Source organism: Glaciecola sp. XM2, from assembly GCF_018595715.1.
Classification (GTDB): domain Bacteria; phylum Pseudomonadota; class Gammaproteobacteria; order Enterobacterales; family Alteromonadaceae; genus Glaciecola.
Genome location: NZ_JAHEOJ010000020.1, coordinates 589,022 through 611,707 on the forward strand (window position 1 = coordinate 589,022; position 22,686 = coordinate 611,707).

General features: G+C 46.5%; 20 protein-coding genes and 1 pseudogene. 12 read left to right on the forward strand and 9 right to left on the reverse strand.

Going from position 1 to position 22,686, the window contains the following annotated elements; genetic code table 11:
• Window positions 1–88 precede the first annotated feature (88 nt).
• From eno to mutS, 3 genes are all read right to left on the reverse strand, one after another.
• Entirely contained in the window at window positions 89–1,381 is a 1,293-nt protein-coding gene (gene eno, locus KJ365_RS07230; RefSeq protein ID WP_214450950.1) for a phosphopyruvate hydratase, read from the reverse strand.
• Between the two features lie 66 nt (window positions 1,382–1,447).
• Window positions 1,448–3,079 carry a CTP synthase gene (gene pyrG / locus KJ365_RS07235; RefSeq protein ID WP_214450951.1) on the reverse strand — a complete coding sequence of 544 codons (1,632 nt, stop codon included), beginning with the start codon at window positions 3,077–3,079 and terminating at the stop codon, window positions 1,448–1,450.
• Between the two features lie 269 nt (window positions 3,080–3,348).
• Window positions 3,349–5,997, reverse strand: coding sequence for a DNA mismatch repair protein MutS (gene mutS, locus KJ365_RS07240; protein ID WP_502793482.1), 2,649 nt, complete (start codon window positions 5,995–5,997; stop codon window positions 3,349–3,351).
• Between the two features lie 178 nt (window positions 5,998–6,175).
• On the opposite strand from mutS, the gene KJ365_RS07245 reads away from it, so the two are divergent.
• The gene (locus KJ365_RS07245) at window positions 6,176–6,676 is read left to right on the forward strand and encodes a CinA family protein (protein ID WP_214450952.1); all 501 of its coding nucleotides are present in this window, start codon (window positions 6,176–6,178) and stop codon (window positions 6,674–6,676) included.
• Window positions 6,677–7,001: 325 nt separating this feature from the next.
• Window positions 7,002–8,045 (forward strand): recombinase RecA, encoded by a 1,044-nt coding sequence (gene recA / locus KJ365_RS07250; protein ID WP_214450953.1) that lies wholly within the window; start codon window positions 7,002–7,004, stop codon window positions 8,043–8,045.
• Window positions 8,046–8,053: 8 nt separating this feature from the next.
• On the opposite strand, the gene KJ365_RS07255 is transcribed toward recA, so the two are convergent.
• Complete coding sequence (locus KJ365_RS07255; protein ID WP_214450954.1) at window positions 8,054–8,371, reverse strand: EscU/YscU/HrcU family type III secretion system export apparatus switch protein; 318 nt, start codon at window positions 8,369–8,371, stop codon at window positions 8,054–8,056.
• A gap of 8 nt (window positions 8,372–8,379) precedes the next feature.
• Window positions 8,380–10,740, reverse strand: coding sequence for a flagellar hook-length control protein FliK (gene fliK, locus KJ365_RS07260; RefSeq protein ID WP_214450955.1), 2,361 nt, complete (start codon window positions 10,738–10,740; stop codon window positions 8,380–8,382).
• A gap of 159 nt (window positions 10,741–10,899) precedes the next feature.
• On the opposite strand from fliK, the gene ccmA reads away from it, so the two are divergent.
• From ccmA to KJ365_RS07305, 10 genes and pseudogenes are all read left to right on the forward strand, one after another.
• Entirely contained in the window at window positions 10,900–11,529 is a 630-nt protein-coding gene (gene ccmA / locus KJ365_RS07265) for a cytochrome c biogenesis heme-transporting ATPase CcmA (RefSeq protein ID WP_214450956.1), read from the forward strand.
• Complete coding sequence (gene ccmB / locus KJ365_RS07270) at window positions 11,529–12,194, forward strand: heme exporter protein CcmB (RefSeq protein ID WP_214450957.1); 666 nt, start codon at window positions 11,529–11,531, stop codon at window positions 12,192–12,194. The genes ccmA and ccmB overlap by 1 nt, the downstream gene beginning before the upstream one ends.
• Window positions 12,194–12,919 (forward strand): annotated as a pseudogene (locus tag KJ365_RS07275) (heme ABC transporter permease); the annotation flags it as partial. The gene ccmB and the pseudogene KJ365_RS07275, both read left to right, overlap by 1 nt.
• Before the next feature lie 138 nt (window positions 12,920–13,057).
• Window positions 13,058–13,261 (forward strand): heme exporter protein CcmD, encoded by a 204-nt coding sequence (gene ccmD / locus KJ365_RS16765; RefSeq protein WP_284731271.1) that lies wholly within the window; start codon window positions 13,058–13,060, stop codon window positions 13,259–13,261.
• Entirely contained in the window at window positions 13,258–13,725 is a 468-nt protein-coding gene (gene ccmE / locus KJ365_RS07280) for a cytochrome c maturation protein CcmE (RefSeq protein WP_214450959.1), read from the forward strand. Before ccmD ends, ccmE begins: the two co-directional genes overlap by 4 nt.
• Entirely contained in the window at window positions 13,725–15,752 is a 2,028-nt protein-coding gene (locus tag KJ365_RS07285) for a heme lyase CcmF/NrfE family subunit (protein WP_214450960.1), read from the forward strand. The genes ccmE and KJ365_RS07285 overlap by 1 nt, the downstream gene beginning before the upstream one ends.
• Complete coding sequence (locus KJ365_RS07290; RefSeq protein WP_214450961.1) at window positions 15,749–16,357, forward strand: redoxin family protein; 609 nt, start codon at window positions 15,749–15,751, stop codon at window positions 16,355–16,357. The genes KJ365_RS07285 and KJ365_RS07290 overlap by 4 nt, the downstream gene beginning before the upstream one ends.
• Window positions 16,350–16,865, forward strand: a complete 516-nt coding sequence (locus KJ365_RS07295; protein WP_352109336.1) for a cytochrome c-type biogenesis protein — start codon at window positions 16,350–16,352, stop codon at window positions 16,863–16,865. The genes KJ365_RS07290 and KJ365_RS07295 overlap by 8 nt, the downstream gene beginning before the upstream one ends.
• Entirely contained in the window at window positions 16,866–18,149 is a 1,284-nt protein-coding gene (gene ccmI, locus KJ365_RS07300) for a c-type cytochrome biogenesis protein CcmI (RefSeq protein ID WP_214450962.1), read from the forward strand. It abuts the gene before it with no gap.
• The gene (locus tag KJ365_RS07305) at window positions 18,149–18,955 is read left to right on the forward strand and encodes an MlaA family lipoprotein (protein WP_352109338.1); all 807 of its coding nucleotides are present in this window, start codon (window positions 18,149–18,151) and stop codon (window positions 18,953–18,955) included. The genes ccmI and KJ365_RS07305 overlap by 1 nt, the downstream gene beginning before the upstream one ends.
• A 94-nt stretch (window positions 18,956–19,049) precedes the next feature.
• Here KJ365_RS07305 and KJ365_RS07310 read toward each other — a convergent pair whose 3' ends face one another.
• From KJ365_RS07310 to KJ365_RS07325, 4 genes are all read right to left on the reverse strand, one after another.
• Window positions 19,050–19,259 (reverse strand): cold-shock protein, encoded by a 210-nt coding sequence (locus KJ365_RS07310; RefSeq protein WP_214450963.1) that lies wholly within the window; start codon window positions 19,257–19,259, stop codon window positions 19,050–19,052.
• Window positions 19,260–19,546: 287 nt separating this feature from the next.
• Window positions 19,547–20,572: a UDP-glucose 4-epimerase GalE gene (gene galE / locus KJ365_RS07315; RefSeq protein ID WP_214450964.1), complete on the reverse strand. Its 1,026-nt coding sequence runs from the start codon at window positions 20,570–20,572 to the stop codon at window positions 19,547–19,549.
• On the reverse strand, window positions 20,569–20,871 hold the full coding sequence (locus KJ365_RS07320) for a DUF6170 family protein (protein ID WP_214450965.1): 303 nt from the start codon (window positions 20,869–20,871) through the stop codon (window positions 20,569–20,571). The genes galE and KJ365_RS07320 overlap by 4 nt, the downstream gene beginning before the upstream one ends.
• Before the next feature lie 86 nt (window positions 20,872–20,957).
• The gene (locus KJ365_RS07325) at window positions 20,958–22,448 is read right to left on the reverse strand and encodes a peptide MFS transporter (protein ID WP_214450966.1); all 1,491 of its coding nucleotides are present in this window, start codon (window positions 22,446–22,448) and stop codon (window positions 20,958–20,960) included.
• Window positions 22,449–22,686 lie beyond the last annotated feature (238 nt).

Genomic DNA, 22,686 nt, shown 5'->3' on the forward strand with positions numbered 1-22,686 from the left:
ACCTAAAAGGGGGAGCTTACTCCATTTTTCTTATAAAAAAGCCCAAGTAAATACGTCTACTTGGGCTTATGTTGCATAACGTTGGCGCTTACTGGCCTTTGATTTCGCTTCGTCCGTTGTAAGCGACACTTCCACCAAGCTCTTCTTCTATGCGAAGCAGTTGGTTGTATTTGGCCACACGATCTGAACGGCAAAGTGAGCCAGTCTTAATTTGGCCTGCTGCGGTGCCTACGGCTAAATCGGCAATGGTCGCATCTTCGGTTTCGCCGCTTCTGTGCGATATGACTGCGGTAAAGCCTGCGTCTTTTGCCATTTTTATCGCGTTTAGCGTTTCGGTGAGTGAGCCAATTTGGTTAAACTTGATCAAAATGGAGTTACCTACGCCGTTGTCTATGCCGCGCTTGAGTATTTTGGTATTGGTTACAAACAAATCGTCGCCCACCAGCTGCACTTTGTCGCCTAAAATCTTAGTTAAATACGCCCAGCCGTCCCAGTCTGACTCATCTAAGCCATCTTCAATCGACACGATAGGGTAGTCGCTTGCCAGTTGCGCGAGGTAGTCACTAAAACCGTTTGAATCGAAAGATTTGTTTTCGCCGCCTAGTACATATTTGCCGTCTTTATAAAACTCAGAGGCTGCGCAGTCTAAGGCTAGGGTTACATCTTCATTCATTTTGTAACCGGCATTTTCAACTGCAGTCACAATAACGGCAAGTGCTTCTGCGTTTGATTCTAAGTTTGGCGCAAAGCCGCCTTCGTCACCCACTGCTGTGTTTAAGTCTTTTGCACTTAGTACCTTTTTAAGTGAATGGAATATTTCAGCGCCCATACGAAGGGCTTCTTTGAAGTTTTTCGCGCCCACTGGCTGCACCATAAACTCTTGAATATCGACATTGTTATCAGCATGCTCACCGCCGTTGATGATGTTCATCATGGGCACTGGCATGGAGTATTGCCCTGAGGTACCGTTAAGGTCGGCAATGTGCGCATACAGTGGCTTGCCTAGGCTTATCGCTTGGGCTTTTGCTATGGCTAGCGACACCGCTAAAATAGCGTTGGCGCCTAGGTTTTCTTTGTTTTCAGTACCGTCTAAATCAATCATGATTTGGTCAACAGTTGCTTGCTCTTGAGCTTCTTGACCAATCAGTGCGCCGGCTATTTTATCGTTAATTGCGCTAACTGCTTTTAAAACGCCTTTGCCAAGATAACGAGCTTTATCACCATCACGCAATTCTAGTGCTTCTCTAGAGCCTGTTGATGCGCCTGATGGAGCTACTGCTCTTCCCATGGCACCACACTCTAGGTAAACGTCTGCTTCTACAGTAGGGTTACCGCGTGAGTCTAGTATTTCTCGTCCAACTATTCGGCTTATCTTGGCCATTTCTTGTCCTCTTGGAGTAGTGAATTACCCTGAATATTCAAAGTTCAGGGCAGATAAAATTACGCTTTAATGATGTTTTTTATTGTACTCGCTTGCCGCAGCAATAAACCCGGTAAACAACGGATGACCGTCTCGCGGCGTAGAATTGAACTCTGGGTGAAATTGCCCTGCAACAAACCAAGGGTGGTCTTCTAGCTCAATGACTTCTACTAAGCGTTTGTCGGTAGACAGGCCGCTTACTTTTAGGCCGGCATCTTCAACGGCTTGGCGTAAGTTGTTGTTCACTTCGTAGCGATGGCGATGGCGCTCGTAGATTTCGGTCTTGCCATACATTTTTGCGACTTTGCTGCCTTCTTCTAAATAACAAAGCTGACTGCCAAGACGCATAGTACCACCTAAGTCGGTAGAGACATCTCTGACCTCTGTGCTGCCGTCTGCATCAAGCCATTCTGTAATAAGGCCCACAACCGGGTAAGGTGATTCAGGATTAAATTCGGTGCTGTTGGCATTTTCCATACCAGCGACATTGCGCGCAAACTCAATGTAGGCGACCTGCATACCTAAGCATATGCCTAAGTAAGGTACGTCGTTTTCACGGGCATATTTGGCGGCTGCAATTTTGCCTTCAATGCCTCTTTCGCCAAATCCGCCGGGCACTAAGATGGCATCTAAATGCTCTAAAATATGTATGCCTTTGGTTTCGATATCTTGTGAATCGATGTAGTGGATATTAACCGTTTTACGGTTTTTTAAGCCTGCGTGCTTGAGCGCTTCGTTAACCGATTTATAGGCGTCGGGTAATTCAACATACTTACCGACCATGCCGATGTTGACTTCGCCGGTTGGATTGGATTCTGCGTAGAGTACTTGCTCCCACTCGGTAAGGTCTGCTTCAGGGCAGTCATAACCAAAGCGTTTTACCACTAGCTCATCCATGCCTTGCGCTTTTAAGCCCGCGGGGATGCGATAAATACTGTCGGCGTCTCTTAAGCTAATAACGGCTTTTTCGTTGACGTTGGTAAATAAGGCGATTTTTGCACGCTCGTTGTTTGGCAGCGCGCATTCAGAGCGGCACACCAAAATATCAGGTTGAATACCTACCGAGCGTAATTCTTTTACAGAATGCTGGGTGGGCTTGGTTTTGACTTCGCCAGAGGCGGCTAAAAACGGCACGAGCGTAAGGTGCATATACATGGCGCGTTCACGACCCACTTCGGTACCAAGCTGACGAATCGCTTCAATAAACGGCTGTGATTCAATATCACCTACGGTGCCGCCTATCTCTACGATAGCAACATCATTGCCTTCGGCCCCTGCAATAATGCGGCGTTTAATTTCGTTGGTAATGTGCGGGATAACCTGAATGGTTGCGCCTAAGTAGTCGCCTCTGCGCTCGCGTTTTAACACCTCTTCGTATACACGGCCGGTGGTAAAGTTGTTGCGCTGGGTCATGCGGGTGCGAATGAAACGCTCGTAGTGTCCTAAGTCAAGATCGGTCTCTGCTCCGTCGTCGGTAACAAATACTTCTCCGTGTTGGATAGGACTCATGGTACCAGGGTCCACATTGATGTACGGGTCGAGCTTGAGCATGGTGACCTGAAGGCCGCGGGCTTCTAAAATAGCAGCAAGTGACGCTGCGGCAATACCTTTGCCTAATGATGAAACCACACCACCGGTGACGAATATATAGTTTGTCATGTTGAACCTAGTGTTTAGCGTTTATATTGGCATGCAAACTTAACTCACAGCAAAAACACTTTCATTTCAATGCGATAGGGCGATTGAAATTGAAAGTGGCGTGTAAATCTAAGTTGCAAAAGCGGTGATAAGAACATCACCTTTGTTGGATGCATAGTATACCTAGATTCACCCTGCTGAGTAAATTAGAAATGTGAGTTATTTTGGGGTTGGTCGCCAAAATGAGTACTGAGTTGAGAATCAACCTAGGTCATTCCCAACTCAAAATGTCATTTCAACGCTTTTCGCCATTCATACAATAGTGCCTGTGCTTCGCGGGGGCTTAACTCATCTAAATCAATGGTTTTAAGTTTTTGTGCAAGCCAATGCTCGGTATCTAAATCGATGCTGAGCTGCTCTTCGGTGAAGGGCTCGCGTTTGTTCGGTTTAGATGTAGTTTTGCTTGGGGTTGCTTGTTGTGGTGTGGCTTGCTCAAGCTGCGAGAGTTTTTGTTTAGCCACTTTTAGCACCGCGTTGGGTACGCCGGCCAGTTTTGCCACTTGCAAACCATAGCTTTTACTCGCCGCCCCTTGTTGCACTTGATGCATAAACTTAATGTCGTCGTTATGCTCGATGGCGCTTAAATGTACATTTTGAATGTGAGCGTATTGCTCTGCAAGGGTGGTGAGCTCAAAGTAGTGAGTGGCAAATAAAGTATAGCAGCAGATGTGCTCGGCTAAATATTCAGCGCATGCCCAGGCCAACGATAAACCATCGTAAGTGCTGGTGCCGCGGCCAATTTCGTCCATCAGCACAAGGCTGTTGGCGGTGGCGTTGTTTAATATATTGGCGGTTTCGGTCATCTCCACCATAAAGGTAGAGCGGCCAGAGGCTAAGTCGTCTGATGCACCGATACGGGTAAAGATTCGGTCGATGGGGCCGATGGTGGCGCTGGCAACGGGTACATAACTACCAATGTACGTTAGCAGCACGATCAGCGCGGTTTGACGCATATACGTTGATTTTCCGCCCATGTTTGGGCCGGTGATCATCAGCATTTTGGCGCTATCTGATACATATAGCGGGTTGGCAATAAACGGCGTATTCATAACCGCTTCTACCACCGGGTGCCTACCGGCATCGTATTCTATTACGTTGTCGCTTGAGAGCTCAGGCGCATTTAAGTTTAAGCTGTGGGCTCTTTCGGCAAAGTTGGCCATCACGTCGAGTTTGGCAATGGCCGAAGCGCTTTTCAACAATTGTTGTAACTGCGGCATGATGTCGTCGAACAAGGCTTCATACAAGCGCTTTTCTAAGGCAAGGGCGCGACTTTGACTAGTGAGTACTTTATCTTCATGCTCTTTAAGCTCTGGGATGATGTAGCGTTCATTGTTTTTAAGGGTTTGCCTGCGCACATAATCTGCCGGCACCAAATGACTGTTGGCACGGCTCACCTCAATGTAAAACCCATGTACTTTGTTGTAATTGACCTTTAGCGTCGCAATGCCGGTGCGTTCCCGCTCGCGTATTTCTAACGCATCTAAATAGGCGGTAGCGCCTTGTGCTAAATCTCTTAGCTCGTCTAGCTCTTGGCTATAGCCTGGTGCGATTACGCCGCCATCGCGCAGCACTACCGGTGGGTTTTCAATAATGGCGCGTTGTAATAAGTCTGCAAGGTCGGGATATAGGCTTATTTGCTGCTGATATTCGCCGATCAGGTCGCTAACGTTATCATTTGTGCAAAGTTCGTTGAGCTGCTGGTTAAGCAGAGGAAGTTGATTTAATCCATGACTGAGCCTAGCGAAATCACGTGGCCTTGCACTGCGTAGCGCCACTCTAGCTAAAATACGCTCAATGTCGCCAATTTCTTTAAGGCAATCCTGAATGGCGTCGAAGCTTGCGCCCTGAAGCGCGTTTATCATGTGATGGCGGCGTTTAATTTCTTGCTGGTCGCGAACCGGCTGGTGCAAATAACGCTGTAACAAGCGTGAGCCCATGCTGGTGGAAGTGTTGTCAATCACGCTGAGTAAGGTGTTTTCATTACCACCCGACAGGTTCCGCGTTAGCTCCAAATTGCGCTGGGTGGCTGCGTCCATATACAAAATTTGGCTTTGATTGTCGTGGGTAATGGCGCTGATATGGGCAAGCTGTGTGCGCTGGGTTTCTTGCACGTATTGCAATACGCAGCCGGCACTGCCAATGGCGAGCATGTCTTCATCTACGCCAAATCCTTCAAGGCTTAGGGTGTTAAATTGGGCGTTAAGTTTGGTCAGTGCAGTTTGCTGATCATATTCCCATACTGGGCGACGGCGCTTGCCTTTAAAGCGCTCTAATAAATGCACATGGCTAAATTCTTCGTTATATAAAAGCTCTGCCACTTTTATGCGCTCAAGGGCGGCCATAAACGCATCTTCTCCAACGCAATCGAGTACGTGGAATCTGGCGCTTGCTAGGTCGATATAAGCAATGCCAAAGACATTTTTATGTTCGGTTACCGCGGCAAGCACTGCGTCTTGCCTATCATCAAGTAAGGCTTCATCGGTCACCGTGCCAGGCGTGACTATGCGCACAACTTGGCGATCTACTGGGCCTTTGCTGGTGGCTGGGTCGCCCACTTGTTCGCAAATAGCAACCGACTCGCCCATTTTGACCAGTTTGGCGAGGTAATTTTCAGCGGCATGATAGGGTACACCGGCCATTGGAATAGGTTCGCCTGCGGTTTTGCCTCTGGCGGTCAGTGAGATATTGAGCAGGTTGGCGGCTTTTTTTGCGTCGTCAAAAAACAGTTCGTAAAAATCGCCCATGCGATAAAAAAGCAAAATCTCTGGGTGCTGCGCTTTTATGCCTAAATATTGCGCCATCATAGGGGTATGACCGCTGGTACTAGGTTTAGATGACGCTTTTAAAGCCTCACTTTTTTCAGGCTGAGGGGTGTGCATTATTATTATTTTACTCGCCAGTTAGGATGATAAACATACGACGCGTTGGTGCTCGCGAATTTATCATTATATGCATCGACTCGGGTGCGTACAATTTGATATTGTAGGCGCACTAAACGCTTTCTCTGTTCTATCTCGATAGTGTAAAGCAAAAATACATAATAATAAAAAGGCTTGCATGCTCAATACGCAATTAAAAACGAAATTTCAGCTTGCACAACAACTCGGTGACGCTCTGCTTGCGCAAAATGCCAGCGTTTGTACTGTTGAATCGTGCACGGGCGGCGGTGTGGCCTTCGCAATCACCGATATTGCGGGTTCATCACATTGGATGAATCAGTCGTGGGTGACATACTCCAATGAGGCAAAGTCGCAGTTGGTGGGCGTGGATGCCGAGGTGTTGACGCAGTTTGGGGCGGTGTCACAAGAAGTGGTATCACAAATGGCGCGTGGCGGCAGAGCCCGTGCGAAAGCCGATTATGCCGTTTCAATAAGTGGTATTGCAGGCCCGGGCGGCGGGAGCGAAGACAAACCCGTTGGCTTGGTATGGTTTGCGATTGATTGCGAGGCAGGGCTGAGCACCTTTAGTCGTTGTTTTTCAGGCGATAGGCAGCAAGTGAGAGAGCAAGCAATCGTATTAGCTCTCGAAAAACTGATCCAGCGTGTAGTACAAGCATAAAAGGTGTAGTGACATAATATGTGGCGTTGGGTTTGATTGCGTAACAACAGTAAGTACTGTTTATAAGCGCTACCTTAAATACAATAATTCGGTACCAAACACCTCCAAAAAAATAATTTACATGTAAATTCATACAGTTATAAAAAAGTGCAAATAAATCGTTGAAACTGTATAGCTATACAGTATACTTCCGATATAAATGATTGCATGTTGCTTGGCGTGAATCAGTTTATCGACACAAATTGGTACACAGAATAAAACAAAAACAACGAATTTGATAAGTCTGGACGATGTGGTTTTGCCAGCACGAATAAAGGAAATTAATATGAAAACTGATGCAAATAAAGCGAGCGCACTAGACGCAGCCCTTTCACAAATCGAAAAGCAGTTTGGTAAAGGCTCCATCATGAAACTTGGTGAGAACCGCACCATGGATGTTGAGACCATTTCTACCGGCTCACTTGGTTTAGATATCGCGCTAGGTGCTGGCGGCTTACCCATGGGCAGGATTGTAGAAATATACGGCCCAGAATCTTCTGGTAAAACCACGCTAACCCTCGAAGTAATCGCTCAAGCCCAGCGCGAAGGTAAAACGTGCGCCTTTGTTGACGCAGAGCATGCATTGGATCCCATTTATGCGAAAAAGCTTGGCGTAAACATCAACGAGCTATTGGTTTCTCAACCAGATACCGGCGAGCAGGCATTAGAAATTTGTGACATGTTAACGCGCTCTGGCGCAGTAGATGTGATTGTGGTTGACTCCGTTGCCGCACTTACACCAAAAGCTGAAATTGAAGGTGATATTGGTGACTCACACATGGGTCTTGCTGCACGTATGATGTCGCAAAGCATGCGTAAAATCACAGGTAACCTTAAACGCAGCAACACCATGCTGATATTCATTAACCAAATTCGTATGAAGATTGGTGTAATGTTTGGTAACCCTGAAACCACTACCGGCGGTAACGCACTTAAGTTCTATGCATCGGTAAGATTAGATATTCGCCGCATTGGTGCAATAAAAGAGGGTGACGAAGTTGTAGGTAACGAAACCCGCGTAAAAGTAGTGAAAAACAAAATTGCCCCGCCGTTTAAACAAGCCGAATTCCAAATTATGTATGGCCAAGGCATAAGCAAAGAAGCAGAACTCGTTGATTTAGGCGTGAAGCATAAACTCATCGATAAAGCCGGCGCTTGGTACAGCTGTAACGGCGACCGTATTGGTCAGGGTAAAGCAAATGTTGTGCAGTACCTTAAAGACAATGTTGAGCTTGCAAAAGACATTGAAGATAAGTTACGCGCTGAGCTATTAATGCCTAAAGTGGAAGACAGCGAAACTGCCGACAAAAACGAAACTGAAAAAGCCTAATCCCAAGGCTATTCTTTAAAATCAATTCTCTGATGCATGTTGTTCCATGTATCAGGGAATTGCCCCTGCATTACAAACGAAAACGCAATAAGCTCTGCAATCACATGATAGAGCGTTTCTGGAATTTCTTGTCCTAAATCTAGCTGACTTAAAATCTCGCTCAAATGCGCATCTTGATGAATAAAAATGCCATGTTGCTGGGCCAGCGCAATGATTTCTTCTGCCAAGGTGCCCGTGCCCGTCGCCACGACTTTCGGCGCTTGTTTAGGCGATAAACTATCGTACTTTAATGCCACCGCTTTGGGTGAAGGCTTAGTGTATGTCATGGTTTACCTCATGCATATGCGTGCATTACGTTGAGTTTTGTTTTCAATAGCGTTTCAGACACCTTGCCAATGTCGCAACGCTGTGAATTTATATCTATGCCTAATGATGTTAGGCGGGCGTGAAGCAAGGGAAGGTACTTTTCTACCCTTTGTTTAAGGGCTTCGTCGCTGGCGTATAAATGTAAATCTACTATGTTGTTTTGCAGTTTGGTTTTTGCTAATACCTTGCCGTGTTTGCCAACATCGAGCTTTATGTCGAGCTTCCATATTTGCGACGCTGAATCTTGGTTGTTGTCTCGCTGCTCGTCTTGCTCGCGTTTAACCACCAGTTCGATGTCTTGCCCGTTTTTGTTCAGTAAGTTAGGAATAGCGTAATAATAAGTATCATTACCTTGTAAGGTCGTTTCGGCGCTGCGTAGCTTTTGTGTGTTGTGGGTGCTAAGCAGTTTGCCAATCTCGCTGATAAGGCCGCCTTTTGGATCTGCTCGGCTAATATCTTGCAGCACTTTCATGGGTTGTTGTTTTGTGTTTTGCGCTGTGTTGGGTTTGATAATGCTCGCCACAAAAGCCGGTAGGCTGGTTTGCAGCATGGTTTGTCTTGCCGGAGATTGTGCATCGGCGCGCGAGGCAATGTTGGCCGCCAAGCTGAGCTTTAATAAATTCACCAGTCCTTCAATAAAGCTGTTTGATGCCCCGCGGTTTACTTGTGGCTGGGGGTTGGTAATTTGCGTGACCGCCTCGCTTGCCATGGTTTGCTTGATGATTTCTGTTAGCGCGCTGTTGCCTTCGCTGTTCCCTTCGTTTTGAAGCGTGCCTTGTGTTGCACTTTTTTGTGTAGCTGCAATCGCTGCAGAATTACTAAGGTTTTGTTTGTAATCCGTAAGGCTCTTTAGCTGTTGCAGCAGTGGCGTGAACTGCTGTTTTGTTTCGATAGAGCTCTGCGCTAGCACTTTATCTAGTGTGGCGCTTACCGCATCGATACTTTGGGCCGATGGCGCGCTATGGCTCAGCGTATGCTGCAGTGCGGTTTGTAGTTTGCCAGGCAGCTCGAGTAATTTTTGCGGCGAGGTGTTGAGTTTGATCGCCTGTAATAAGGCGTCTGCCGTTTGCACCTTCGAATTTGCAGATGTCGATACGGATGCCGAAGTAGCAGCAGATGCTGATGCCGATGTTGAATTATTTAGCGAGGATGAAGCTCGCGCTTCTCCGCGTTCATTTTTGAGCATCGTGCTAAGCTCGTCATTGTTGTTTTGAGTTAACGCACTTTGCGCATTTGCCTGCAGCCCTGCGGTATTGATTTTTACCATGACAGGCTTTTCAATCGCAAACAAACTTACCGCGTTACCTGCACGGCCGCTTTTTGCATTATTTATAAGGAGCTGGGCGTCATCTAGCGAATTAGGTGCGATAGCGCGCTTAATTTGTTGAGCAAAACTCTCGGGCAAGGCATTCAGTGCGGCTTTGTTAAGCGCCATGGTATAAACCGCTTGCGTGAAGTTTTGAGACCCGCCCACACCCTTAATCGCTTTATTAGGACTCAATAAAGATTGTTCAATGATGCTGGTGACTTTTTGCTTAAGCGCACTATTGGCTTGGTTAAAGGCCGCAATATCGGCTTTGGATAATGGTGTATTTTGCACAGCGGCCGCAATAATTCCCTTGGATGGCGCATTACCCGAGAGCACAAGCTCTACCGGCGAACCAATCTTGATTTTGGCACGCAGCACCGCGTTTAAAGGCAACGCAAGCTCAATCGCTTTGCCATTGCCTAATGATAAGCTAACCGTTGCATTTGCGTTCACCTGAGAAGAAACTGGCATGGCTTTGATGGTGCCTAAAATAGGCAACTGGATACTGGGTTTGCCAGCACTGCTAGCACTTTGGGTAATTAATTTAGCAAGGGCTATCAAGTTGTTGTCGTTGCCAGCGCTGGTATTACTAATTTGAACTTGCGCGGCAACACTCACCGGTGCTTTGTTAAGCGCACTTAACCCTACATCAGGCCAGCTTTGTGCAAGCGTGCGGGTAAGCTGCACCGGAAGATTTACATTAGCGTTCTGATTTTGGGATTGTTTGAGCAGTCTGAAATTAATGCTCTGGTCGTTTGCGCTCACTAGCACAAGTGTGTCGCCTGCTTTTGGAGATACAGCGCTTTGCAAAGCGCTGGTTGCCAAGGCTATCTTTTGTTTGTTTGCGTTATCTTGCAATAAAATCTGATTGGCGTTGCTCGCCACCACCGTAAAACTCACAGCACTTTTAGCTAAGGTAACTTTTGCCGCACTATCTTGGGCAATGGCTCGCTGCCCCGACGAAGCTGTTTCAGTCAGAGTGGCTAGGGCTTTGAGAGCAGGAATAGTATTTTGTGCCATACTGATTTATCGGCAAAATACCTTTTCCCTTAAGAAAATACCTCGATTTGACTCCAATCAATTAAACGCTTTTTTCGACCAATTAATGGACCAGTAACGGTAGGTTAATACCTTGTTTTTATGGTAATATTTCGCGATTTTTGAAATTTGAGTAAGTAAGTGACCGTTTTATCCGCCCACAACGTTAGCTGTGAAAAACAAGATCGTATTTTGTTTGAACATCTTAGCCTCAGTCTTGAGGAAGGTGAGCTGTTGCTGTTGCGGGGTGAAAACGGGGCTGGAAAAACCAGTTTACTGAGAATTTTAGTGGGCTTGAGTAGTCCGCAAACTGGCAGTGTTACCATCGGCGAATTCGATGCCCACTCGCAAACCAATCAAGCCAGCGAAAAGCTTATCTACTTTGGTCATAAACTTGGCGTGAGTGCACTTCTTAATCCCATTGAAAATCTTCGCTATTGGTGCAAACAGCACAATGTTGCGGCTACCGACGCTGATATCATTGCTGTGCTCGACACTCTCGGTTTAGAAGGGCTCGAATACCTTTCGGTGAAACATCTATCTGCCGGACAGCAGCGCAGGGTTTCGCTGGCGCGCTTGTGGCTAAGTAAAGACGCAACCCTTTGGGTGCTCGATGAACCCATGACAGCCCTTGATGTAAATATGGTCGGTCACTTCGAAGCGCATATTGCGGCATTTTTAAAAAGCGGCGGCAGCGTCATCATGACCTCCCATCAACGTGTATCAATCGACCACCCCTCTCGTGAGTTTGAGCTGGAGTATCGTTGGTGATGAGCATGGTATGGTCTTTTTGTAAGCGAGATATTGCCTTGGCATACCGGCAACGAGCGGAGCTGATGCAGCCCTTAATGTTTTTCATGATGGTGATCACGCTTTTTCCGCTGGCGATTGGCCCGTCTCCTGAAATTTTGCAGCGCGTGAGTGGCGGCGTCATTTGGGTGGCCGCGATTTTGTCGTTGTTGCTAGGTATGGAGCGCATGTTTAGGGATGATTTTAACGACGGAACCCTGGAGCAATATACCCTTTCGCCCACACCGCTGTATATGATTGTGCTTACCAAAGTACTCACACATTGGTTTATCCATATTTTGCCCTTGCTGCTGTTATCGCCGCTGCTAGCATTGTTTTTAAATATGAATATGCCGATGTATAAAGCGCTTATCGCAACATTGGTGTTAGGCACGCCCGTCATTAGCTTGATTGGCGCCATAGGCGTGGCGCTTACGGTTGGCTTGCAGCGTAGTGGGGTATTGGTGGCGTTGTTGTTAATTCCCTTGTTTATTCCGTTACTAATTTTTGCCACTTCGGCAATAGATTCGGCGTCTCTGCAATTACCTTATAGCTTTCAACTTGGTATGATGGCGGCCTTGTTATTATTTGCATTGGCGGCGGCGCCAGCGGCTATTTCATATTCTTTAAGAGTGAGTCAACATTAATGTGGAAGTGGATTAATTCTTACGCAAAACCCGATAAGGCATATGAGCTTTGCAATCAGCTTTTGCCTTGGTTTTTAGTGCTGATGTTTGTCGCATTTCCGGTGGGCATGCTGTGGGGATTGGCATTTGCGCCAACCGATTACCAGCAGTTTGATGTTTACCGCATCATATACATCCATGTGCCTTCGGCCACACAGTCGATGACCACTTACATTGCCATGGCCGTTGCGGCCTTTGTGGGTGTGGTTTGGCAGTGGCGAACCGCGCTTACCACCATGATTGCCATTGCGCCTGTGGGTGCGGTGATTACCTTTATATCGCTATTTACCGGTGCAGTCTGGGGCCAGCCTACATGGGGCACGTGGTGGATTTGGGACGCACGATTAACCTCGCAACTGATTTTACTGTTTTTATATTTAGGGGTGATTGCCCTTTACGTATCATTTGACGACAAGCAGCAAGGCGGCAAAGCAGCCGCGATTATGGCGATGGTGGGCGTCATTAATATCCCCATCATAAAGTACTCGGTGGAGTGGTGGAATACTCTACACCAGCCTGCGAGCATCAGTAAAATTGACAAGCCGTCGATGCCGCCCGATATGGCAATCCCGCTGGTGATTTCTATCTTTGGGATGATTGGGTTTATTGGCGCGATAGTGATCATTCGCCTTAAGTACGAGCTGATTAAACGCGATGCACACCGCCCTTGGGTGGCTGAGCTTTTAGGTGATGCAGGGCACAAATTACATCGCATACCAGGCAGAACTATTGCCTTGGTTTCGGGTCTTATTTTATTTATTGCGGGGGTGTTTTACGCAGCCCAGCAAGGTTTCAAGTTTGATGATATGGCAGCCTTTTGGAACATGGGTAACCGTGGTTTCTATGTATGGCTGTCATTTGGCGTAAGTTTGTTGGCCATGGTTTTACTAGCCGCGCAGAGCTTGTATATGAGCAAAGCGGTAAAAACCTATGTAAGCACACAACAAGCGAGAGCGCAGCGCATCATTGCAGCGCGCGCTAAACGTAAGCAAAAGAATATAGAATCTACTCAGGGCAGCAAAGCATGAATGTAAGACGTAAACAGCGACTTTTTGCGGTATCAGGCATTTTAGTTCTCATATCCGCAGCGATTGGCGTAATGTTGTACACATTAAACGACAGTATTGACGTGTTTTATACCCCTTCAGAAATTCATGAAGGTAAAGACGCAACCGGCGCAATGCCCGTCATAGGTCAACGAATTCGTATTGGCGGACTAGTGGTGCCAGGCAGTGTAAAGCGCGATAGCGAGAGCTTAGCGGTACGTTTTGATTTAATGGATTTAGGACCAACGGTTACGGTTGAATACAACGGCATTTTGCCCGATTTGTTTCGCGAAGGGCAGGGCATTGTTGCTACCGGCACGCTTACCGAATCTACCTTGATTGTTGCACATGAAGTGCTCGCCAAACACGACGAAGAATACATGCCGCCAGAGTTGGCTGAAAAGCTTGGCATCACGCATAAAAAGCCAGAGGAGGCAGGCTACTAATGATCCCCGAACTTGGTAATGTCACCCTCGTTATTGCGCTGGTTTTATCCATACTGCTAGCGGTGTACCCGCTGTATGGTGCACAAACCAATAATCAAACCTTAATGCAGATGGCTCGGCCACTCACCTATGGTCTGTTTGCTTTCACCCTTATTGCCTACATGTGCTTGACATACGCGTTCGTCACCGACGATTTTAGCGTGAACTACGTTGCACAAAACAGCAACAGCATGTTGCCCATTTACTATAAAATCACCGCAGTATGGGGGGGGCATGAGGGCTCATTTTTACTGTGGGTACTGATCTTTGCGATTTGGACATTGGCGGTAGCGCTATTCTCTAAAGGCATACCCGAAGCGATGCTCGCGCGGGTGCTATCGGTATTAGGAATGGTGAGCATTTCGTTTTATTTGTTCATGCTGATTACCTCTAATCCGTTTGACAGCATGCTGCCGTTCTTCCCGGTGGATGGGCGAGACCTGAATCCACTGCTGCAAGATTTTGGCATGATAATTCACCCACCGCTTTTATACATGGGCTATGTTGGCTTTGCGGTGGCCTTTGCATTTGCGATTGCCGCGTTGATTGGCGGCCAGCTTGATTCAACATGGGCAAGATGGTCACGTCCGTGGACCATTGCCGCGTGGGCTTTCTTAACCATGGGAATAGCACTGGGCAGCTGGTGGGCATACTACGAACTCGGTTGGGGCGGCTGGTGGTTCTGGGATCCAGTAGAAAACGCGTCATTTATGCCATGGCTTGTGGGCACCGCATTAATGCATAGCCTAGCGGTGACCGAAAAGCGTAAAGTCTTTAAATCGTGGACCGTGTTACTTGCTATTGCAGCCTTTTCGTTAAGCTTGCTCGGCACGTTCTTAGTGCGCTCAGGCGTATTGGTATCGGTGCATTCGTTTGCAAGCGACCCGTCTCGTGGCTTGTTTATATTAGGTTTGCTGGTAGTCGTTATTGGCGGCTCATTGCTACTGTATGCTGTGCGCGCCTCGCAACTAAAAAGCGTTGGACGTTACGACACATTCTCACGCGAGATGATGCTGATGGGCAACAACGTATTGCTCGTTGCTGCAACCATTGTAGTATTGCTGGGCACGCTTTTCCCGCTTGTGCATAAAGAAATTGGCTTAGGCACGATTTCAATCGGTGCGCCGTTTTTTAATCAGATGTTTACTTTATTGATTGTGCCCTTTGTATTGTTTATGGGCATTGGGCCGTTATCAAGATGGAAGCGTCAGCAGCCTTCGGCCCTACGTAATCAGCTTATTGTTGCCTTTTTGCTAGCGCTTAGCGCTGGGTTCTTAGTGATTGCGTCGTACTCAGAGCAGTCGTACATGGCGATGCTGGGTATGGTAATGAGCTTTTGGATTTTGATTTCTACCGTGCTTGAAGTTAGGCAGCGCGTGGTCTCCCAAACCTCTGAAGAATCGATTACGTCATCCCTTAAAAAGCTAACGCGCAGCCATTGGGGCATGATCTTAGGTCACGTTGGCTTTGCAGTTTCGTTAATTGGCATCACGCTGGTGAGCAACTATGAGCTTGAGAGAGATGTTCGTATGGAGCCTAATCAGCGCGTGCAAATTGCTGATTACGACGTGCTCTTTACTGGCGTAGTTGAGCTACAAGGCCCCAACTATATATCCGACAAAGGCATTTTTGACGTATTTAAAAATGGCGAGCTTGTGTCGCATCTTGAGCCAGAGAAGCGCTTTTACACGGTGCAGCGTATGACCATGACCGAGGCAGGTATTCATACCACCCTTACGCGGGATTTGTTTATTGCACTAGGTGAGCCTCTTGAAAATGGCGCTTGGGCAGTTCGTTTATACTACAAGCCCTTTGTAGTTTGGATTTGGTTAGGTGCGTTTATCATGAGCGTAGGCGGCGTGCTGTCGATTACCGACAAGCGCTACCGCATTACCAAAATTGCTAAAGTGAAAGCCGCCCTTCGTCCTAAGGCAAAGGTTGAGCTAGATGCAGCCGTGCAAACTAAAACCAGCGAGGCGCAAGCATGAGTCGACTCGCGTGGTTTTTATTGCCGCTGATATTGTTTTTGACCATTTGCGTGTTTTTGTTCAAAGGATTGTACTCCGATCCGATGGAGCGCGAGTCTGAAGTGTTAGCAGAGCCTTTCCCTGCGTTTTCACTTCCTGATCTAATGGATGAGACCATCATCTACGACAACAGCATCTTCGACGGCCAAATTACTGTGGTGAATGTGTGGGGCGTATGGTGCATTACCTGCGCTATTGAGTTGCCATACTTGACACAGCTCAGCCAAGAGGGGATTCGTTTTGTGGGGCTTTACTACGACCAAGATATTGACCCTGATTTTGGTATTAAAACCGTCACGCGCGTGCGCACTGAAGTAAACGAAATGCTGAGCCGCACGGGCAACCCCTTCGAGTTTAATATCTTTGATGTGTACCGCGATACCTCACTGGATTTAGGAGTCACTGGCGCGCCTGAAACCTTCTTAGTGGATGAAAATGGCGTTATCCGCGTGCATCATTTAGGCGATGTTAACGAAAGGGTATGGGCGGCTAAATTTAAGCCTGTGCTAGACGAACTGCAGGGTGTTGTAGCGCAGCCTGTGGTGGAGGAGTTGGCCAGTGAGTAAGTATTTTCTAAGTATTTTTGTATGTATAGGTGTGTTGGCTTTTTCATCAGCGCACGCGCAAGAGAACCAAGAATCACCCGCGCCGGCTCAAAGCACTGAACAAAACCGGGTAGTACCAGAAGATTATGCCGAAAACTATGCTTTTACCGACGCTAACGATCGTAAAACCTTTCTAAAGCTGACCGCCGAGCTGCGTTGCCCTAAATGTCAGAATCAGAACATTGCAGATTCTGATGCGCCTATTGCACACGACATGCGCCGTAAGGTGTATCAGTTGATGAAAGAGGGTAACGACGAGGAGCAGGTGATTGGCTGGATGAAGCAGCGTTATGGTGATTTTGTGCATTATCAACCGCCCGTGAACGCAGTGACCATGTGGCTTTGGTTAGCGCCAGTGTTATTTGCGTTTATCATGTTAGCGGTGTTTATCAAGCGCAGAAAAGTCGTTGATGATGACGACATAGAAGCTCGCCTTGCCAGAGCAGAACAGTTGTTAAAGGAAGAATAAGTGACTGATTTTTATTTGTATGCGATCGCTTTGGTCGTAGTGTCTGTATTTTTTGTGCTCGTGCCTTTACTGCGAAAAGCAAAACAAGCAAAGCTACAGATAACCAATGCAAACGTAGTAAAACAGCGCATTACAGAGTTAGAGCGTGAAGTTGAAGAAGGTTTGATCTCTGAAAAAGATAAGCTAACGGCTGTTAAAGAGCTCAAGCTAGCGTTGGTTGAAGAATCGGAGCGTCTTGAAAAAGGTCAGGTAGCGCCGGTTAAAACTGTAAATTGGTTAGTGGTGGGTTTATTGTCTTTGCCTGCAATCGCCGTGGGCGTTTGGGTTTATTTTACATCCAATCAACTTACAGGTTTACAAGAATATGTAATGGCGCAATCTCAAGCAGCAGACCTTACTCAGCGCATTCAAGGTCAAACCGGTGGTGAAGTGACCCCTAATGACTATGCGAAATTTGCTTTGGTCATTCGAAAGCGTCTGCGTGAAACCCCTGAAGACGTTGAAGGTTGGCGTCTATTAGGGCAAGTACAGATGTCTATAGGCAGAATGGATGAATCCATCGCCGCATTTGAAAAAGCCTTAAGGTTAGCTCCAGATGACCTAGAAATACGAGAGCGCTATGCGCAAGCACTTATGGCGGCCGGTACCGAAGAGAGCCTAGGTAACGCAAAGCGTCAAGTGGACTATCTGGTGAGTATTGCACCTGATAATCGCGACTATCGTTTATTACTAACGGTTGTAGCAACGCAATTAGGTGATACCGATGTCGCCGTTGAGAACTTTTTAATGATCCGTGGGCAACTATCGCCCAGTAGTAACTTTTATCAATCGTTAGTGGCACAGCTGATAAACATTGGTGCCCCTGAAAGCTTATTGCGTCCAGATGCCGCCTCCCAACCAGTGGTTGAAGTGCCAGCACCTGAAGTTCAAGGCACAAGCATTGGTGTTGATATCATGCTCGACCCATCCCTTGAAGCGAATCTGCCTGAAGATGGTTACTTAATTGTATTTGCACAAAACGCACAAAGCGAAAGCCGAGTGCCGCTAGCGGTGGCACGTTATCGTTTAGGTGAATTTCCGTTTTCAATGGTATTGTCACAAAGCGATGCGATGATGCCTAGCATGACTTTAGCAACCGCTTCAAGCGTCAGGCTAACGGCACGTATTTCGATGGATGCAGACGTAATGCCAAGCCCCGGTGAGTTGCAAGGTGAAATAAATGAACTAGAGTTAATCCAAGGTGAGCAAGTCTCGGCGGTTATACTCATAAACAAGGAAATTTAGTGAAAGTAAGTAATGCATTATTGTTGTTAATTGCCGTTATGGTATCGGGATGTGCAGCAAACCCTCAAGCACAAGTGGAATCTGCATCAAACGAGTCTGCCCAATACGTGCAGGAAGATGAGGGCGTATCAGATCCGTTTGAGCCGATAAACCGTGTGATGTGGGACTTTAACCGTAATGTACTCGACCGCTTTTTAGTGAAGCCTGCCACCCAGGTATATGTGGCGGTAATGCCCCAGCCGGTCAGAACTGGGCTGCTAAACGCATCTGAAAACATCGCAGAGCCCGCTAATGCTATTAATAATTTATTGCAAGGCAAGCCTACCGAGTCTTTTGCCAGTACAAGTCGTTTTTTAATCAACACGACTGTTGGAGTGTTAGGGATTTTTGATGTGGCTGAATCGATGGGCGTGCCGCGACAAGAAGAAGATTTTAACCAAGTCCTTGGGGTATGGGGTTTTGGCACCGGACCTTATTTAATGTTACCAGCATTAGGCCCAAGTGATGTTAGAGACTTTGTGGGTACTTACGTAGACCGTTTTTATTGGCCTGAAACAGTGCTTGAAGATCCTTACACCATTAGTGCTGCCGTTGTTGGTTTATTAGAAACGCGCGCCACATTGCTTGACCAAGAGGCCAACTTAGAGCGCTCACTCGATGAATACCTGTTTGTCAGAGATGCTTACTTTCAGCGCGTCGCCTTTGAGGTGAGCGATGGTGAAATCACCGAGCGTAGCCAAGAAGAAATTGAGCAAGAAGCCGATGATTTTGAAGATTTTGAGTCTTTGTTTGAAGATATTCCTTAAAACAAAGCTTAACTTCACAATAGCTGTCTGAAGAAATAAAAAAAGGGGCGTGGTATTGGTATTTACCACGCCCCTTTTCATTTTTGTTTGTAGATTAAATCGCTACAATTTTTTCTGCTTGTGGACCTTTGGCGCCGTCAGTTACAGCGAACTGTACTTTTTGACCTTCTGCCAATGTTTTAAATCCATCGCTTACGATTGCGCTAAAATGAGCAAATACGTCTGGACCAGACTGTTGCTCAATAAACCCAAAACCTTTGCTTTCGTTGAACCACTTAACGGTTCCTGTAGTTGTATTAGACATATAATATTATCCTGAAATTTAAATAAAGTTGTGCCTTCAAGAGGCTTGAATAGCTGAAAAATGGAACTAAGACTTAGAAACTGCAGGACGAGGTGTTACGAGTAAAACAACGAAGTGAAGATTGTAAATGTTTGCATCTTTGAAGCTTCTATAACTATAGACTGATTCTACCCCCGCGTCCACTGCTCATTTGATAAACTATCTAAAAGGAGCGCTGTAATCACATTAGGCCTCGAAAATGGCGATGGAGCAAAGCCTTATTGCTCCCAACATACTGCTCCCACGAATTATGCTTTCTTTGGATACCCATCTGGGTTATCACTTTGCCAACGCCAAGAGTCTTCGCACATCTGAGCTAATCCTTTTTGCGCTTTCCAGCCTAATTCACTCTGTGCAAGACTTGGGTCTGCATAACATGCGGCAACATCACCCGTGCGCCGAGGCGTTATCTTGTATGGGACTTTTTTGCCGCTGGCCTTTTCAAAGGCCTTGACCATGTCTAGCACACTGTAACCTTGACCTGTACCAAGATTGCAAATGAAGAGCCCAGCCTTGCTGTCAATTTTACGCAGCGCTTTAAGGTGCCCGTCGGCTAAGTCTTCAACGTGAATATAGTCGCGTACGCCTGTGCCGTCGTGTGTGTCGTAATCATCACCAAACACGCTTAAAAACTCACGCTTGCCAGTGGCGGTTTGCGTGATAAAGGGCATAAGGTTGTTTGGAATACCGTTCGGATCTTCCCCAATACGGCCAGAAGGGTGCGCACCAGCCGGATTAAAGTAACGCAACAGCACCATATTCCAGTTGTTATCGGCTTTATAAATATCGGTAAGCATATGCTCGACCATGAGCTTGGACATCCCATAAGGGTTTGTCGGGGTGCCAGTGGGGAGATTTTCGTGCAAGGGCAGTTCAGTCGGGTCGCCATATACCGTGGCCGATGAGCTAAATACGATATTTTTAACGCCGTGAGCTTGCATCGCCTTACATAAATTTAGCGTGCCGTATACGTTGTTTTCGTAATACATCATGGGTTTTTCAACCGACTCGCCTACTGCTTTAAGGCCAGCAAAATGGATAACGGCGTCAATGTTGTATGTGGTGAAAACACGGTTGAGGCAATCTGAATGGCGGATGTCACCTTCGATGATATCGGCCGTTTTATTAGTGAGTTCAAACACTCTCTCTAAACTGACGGCAGATGAGTTTGAATAATTATCGAGTACAACGACTTTATATCCGCTTTCTAATAGTTGCAAAACAGTGTGGCTACCAATGTAACCGCTGCCGCCGGTGACCAATATTGTGTTCATTCCTCATCCTTATTGACGTTCGATGGTAAGTACTTTGCGCTCAACGAATACTGCAATGGCTTAACAAATAAAGGATACAACAAAAGGATTAAACCTGCCCATGCCAAAGACCACCAACTTTCAACTACGCGCAATAACAGTGCAAATACAGGAACAATGACCAACAGCTTAATGATATTGAGCAAGGTCTTTTCAGGCACAGTCATCTTTTTTGCCGCTTGCTCGAGTATATCCATGCGCTCAGGCAGGGATTTGTTTTCAAGGCCGGGGATGTTTTTGGTAGAGGTGTATATTTTCACGCGTTTTCATACCTTTATTGCTTTGTACGAAAGTGTACAAAAAAGGGCGATTAAAATCGCCCTTTGTTTTAAATTAAGTTTGCCGATCAAGCCTTTTCAGCAAGCTTTTCCCATTTTCCTGTTTTAAATGAAAGCAACAACAGAACAATACCAATAGCCACACTAAAGTAGGTGATTTGTAGATATAGTCCTGGCATTTGATCAACTTGCTCAGGGTCAAATTTACCCGCAAATATACCGGCAATGATGCTTCCCATTGAATAGGTCAATACAAATACGCCCATCATCTGCCCAGCAAACCTCTGAGGAGATAGTTTTGATACAGCGCTCAATGCCACGGGGCTTAACCATAGCTCACCTACAGTATGCAAAAAGTAAGTGGCCACCAACCAGTAGGGCGCTACTTTTAATCCACTTGCGGCTAATTGTGCTGCGAAAAACATAACAATGAACCCACTTGCCATAATGATTAAACCAACCGCACATTTAACGCTATAACTTGGTTCAATTAATCGCTTGCCTAGCGTCATCCACATATAAGCAAAAAATGGAGATAGAATAATAATAAATATTGAGTTTGCAGACTGAAACCACGCCGGTGGAATTTCAAACGTGCCGACCATGCGTTGAGTGTACTCAAGACCAAAAACGTTTAGAGAAGAGCCTGCTTGCTCAAAACCCGCCCAAAAGCAAGTCGATGCTAGGCAGATAAGGAAAAGCGCGCCCATTCTGCGTTTCTCATCGTGATCTAAATTGCCACCAAAAAAGATGTAGGCAAAGTAAATTAAGAAAATTGCCGTAATGGCGACCGCTACATTTTTAGCAACAACAACCGGGTCAAAGGTAATTACGCCTGAATAGATGAGCACCGTAATAACAGCCACTGCTACCACAAATGCAGCGATTGCTGAAATCGCTAGCTGTCGGGCCGCAGGGGTTAGCGGCACCACGGGTTTATCTGACACGCCAGCAATATTGTTTGCTGTTAACTTATACTGCATGAGTCCAATACCCATACCAACGGCTGCTGCGCCAAATGCCCAATGATAACCCATATTTACCTGCAACCATCCACACACGCCATAACCAATAAGCGACCCAATGTTAATACCCATGTAGTAGATGGTGTAGGCACTGTCACGGCGCGCATCTTTAGACTCATATAACTGCCCAACCATAGCGCCGATGTTGGGTTTAAGTAATCCGGTGCCAAGCACGACAAATATCAGGCCGATAAAGAAAGATGATTCGTGGGGAATGGCCAAGATAATATGGCCAATCATAATGATTACGCCGCCATAAAAAACGGCTTTTTGTCCACCAATTAGCCGATCGGCTATCCATCCGCCAGGTAGACCAAAAAAGTACACCGCTCCGGTGTACAATCCGTAAATAGCAGAGGCAACTGCCATCGTCATGCCTAAACCACCTTCTTCTAGGGCGAGGATCATGAATAAAACGAGTAGGGCGCGCATACCGTAATAACTCATGCGCTCCCACATTTCGGTGCCTGCAAGCGTCATTAAGCCCATGGGGTGGCCGAAGAAGCGAGTGTCTTCGGAAAGTTTGGGTTGCATAAAAAATCCTTATTTTTATTGTTGTTATTATTTGACTCGCTCGATTATGCATGCAGTAGCCGCAAAGTTGCAAGCTTGTTAATTTTTGCCGAGCATTTGCTTGAATGTCGGTTTTTTTTACAACTGGGGCTTAATTACATGAATTATCAGTGACTTTGGTCTAACCTTTCGTTAGACTTTAGACTTGCAAGTTTGGTTAATTGATTAACCTATTTCTCAATGGCAAAGGAACCCATAA

Coding starts and splice junctions, on each gene's coding strand:
- recA (WP_214450953.1), top strand. CDS start 7,002: ATGAAAACTGATGCAAATAAAGCGAGCGCACTAGACGCAGCCCTTTCA.
- eno (WP_214450950.1), bottom strand. CDS start 1,381: ATGGCCAAGATAAGCCGAATAGTTGGACGAGAAATACTAGACTCACGC.
- KJ365_RS07290 (WP_214450961.1), top strand. CDS start 15,749: ATGAGTCGACTCGCGTGGTTTTTATTGCCGCTGATATTGTTTTTGACC.
- ccmE (WP_214450959.1), top strand. CDS start 13,258: ATGAATGTAAGACGTAAACAGCGACTTTTTGCGGTATCAGGCATTTTA.
- galE (WP_214450964.1), bottom strand. CDS start 20,572: ATGAACACAATATTGGTCACCGGCGGCAGCGGTTACATTGGTAGCCAC.
- ccmD (WP_284731271.1), top strand. CDS start 13,058: ATGGGTAACCGTGGTTTCTATGTATGGCTGTCATTTGGCGTAAGTTTG.
- fliK (WP_214450955.1), bottom strand. CDS start 10,740: ATGGCACAAAATACTATTCCTGCTCTCAAAGCCCTAGCCACTCTGACT.
- pyrG (WP_214450951.1), bottom strand. CDS start 3,079: ATGACAAACTATATATTCGTCACCGGTGGTGTGGTTTCATCATTAGGC.
- KJ365_RS07310 (WP_214450963.1), bottom strand. CDS start 19,259: ATGTCTAATACAACTACAGGAACCGTTAAGTGGTTCAACGAAAGCAAA.
- ccmB (WP_214450957.1), top strand. CDS start 11,529: ATGAGCATGGTATGGTCTTTTTGTAAGCGAGATATTGCCTTGGCATAC.
- mutS (WP_502793482.1), bottom strand. CDS start 5,997: ATGCACACCCCTCAGCCTGAAAAAAGTGAGGCTTTAAAAGCGTCATCT.
- KJ365_RS07255 (WP_214450954.1), bottom strand. CDS start 8,371: ATGACATACACTAAGCCTTCACCCAAAGCGGTGGCATTAAAGTACGAT.
- KJ365_RS07285 (WP_214450960.1), top strand. CDS start 13,725: ATGATCCCCGAACTTGGTAATGTCACCCTCGTTATTGCGCTGGTTTTA.
- KJ365_RS07245 (WP_214450952.1), top strand. CDS start 6,176: ATGCTCAATACGCAATTAAAAACGAAATTTCAGCTTGCACAACAACTC.
- KJ365_RS07325 (WP_214450966.1), bottom strand. CDS start 22,448: ATGCAACCCAAACTTTCCGAAGACACTCGCTTCTTCGGCCACCCCATG.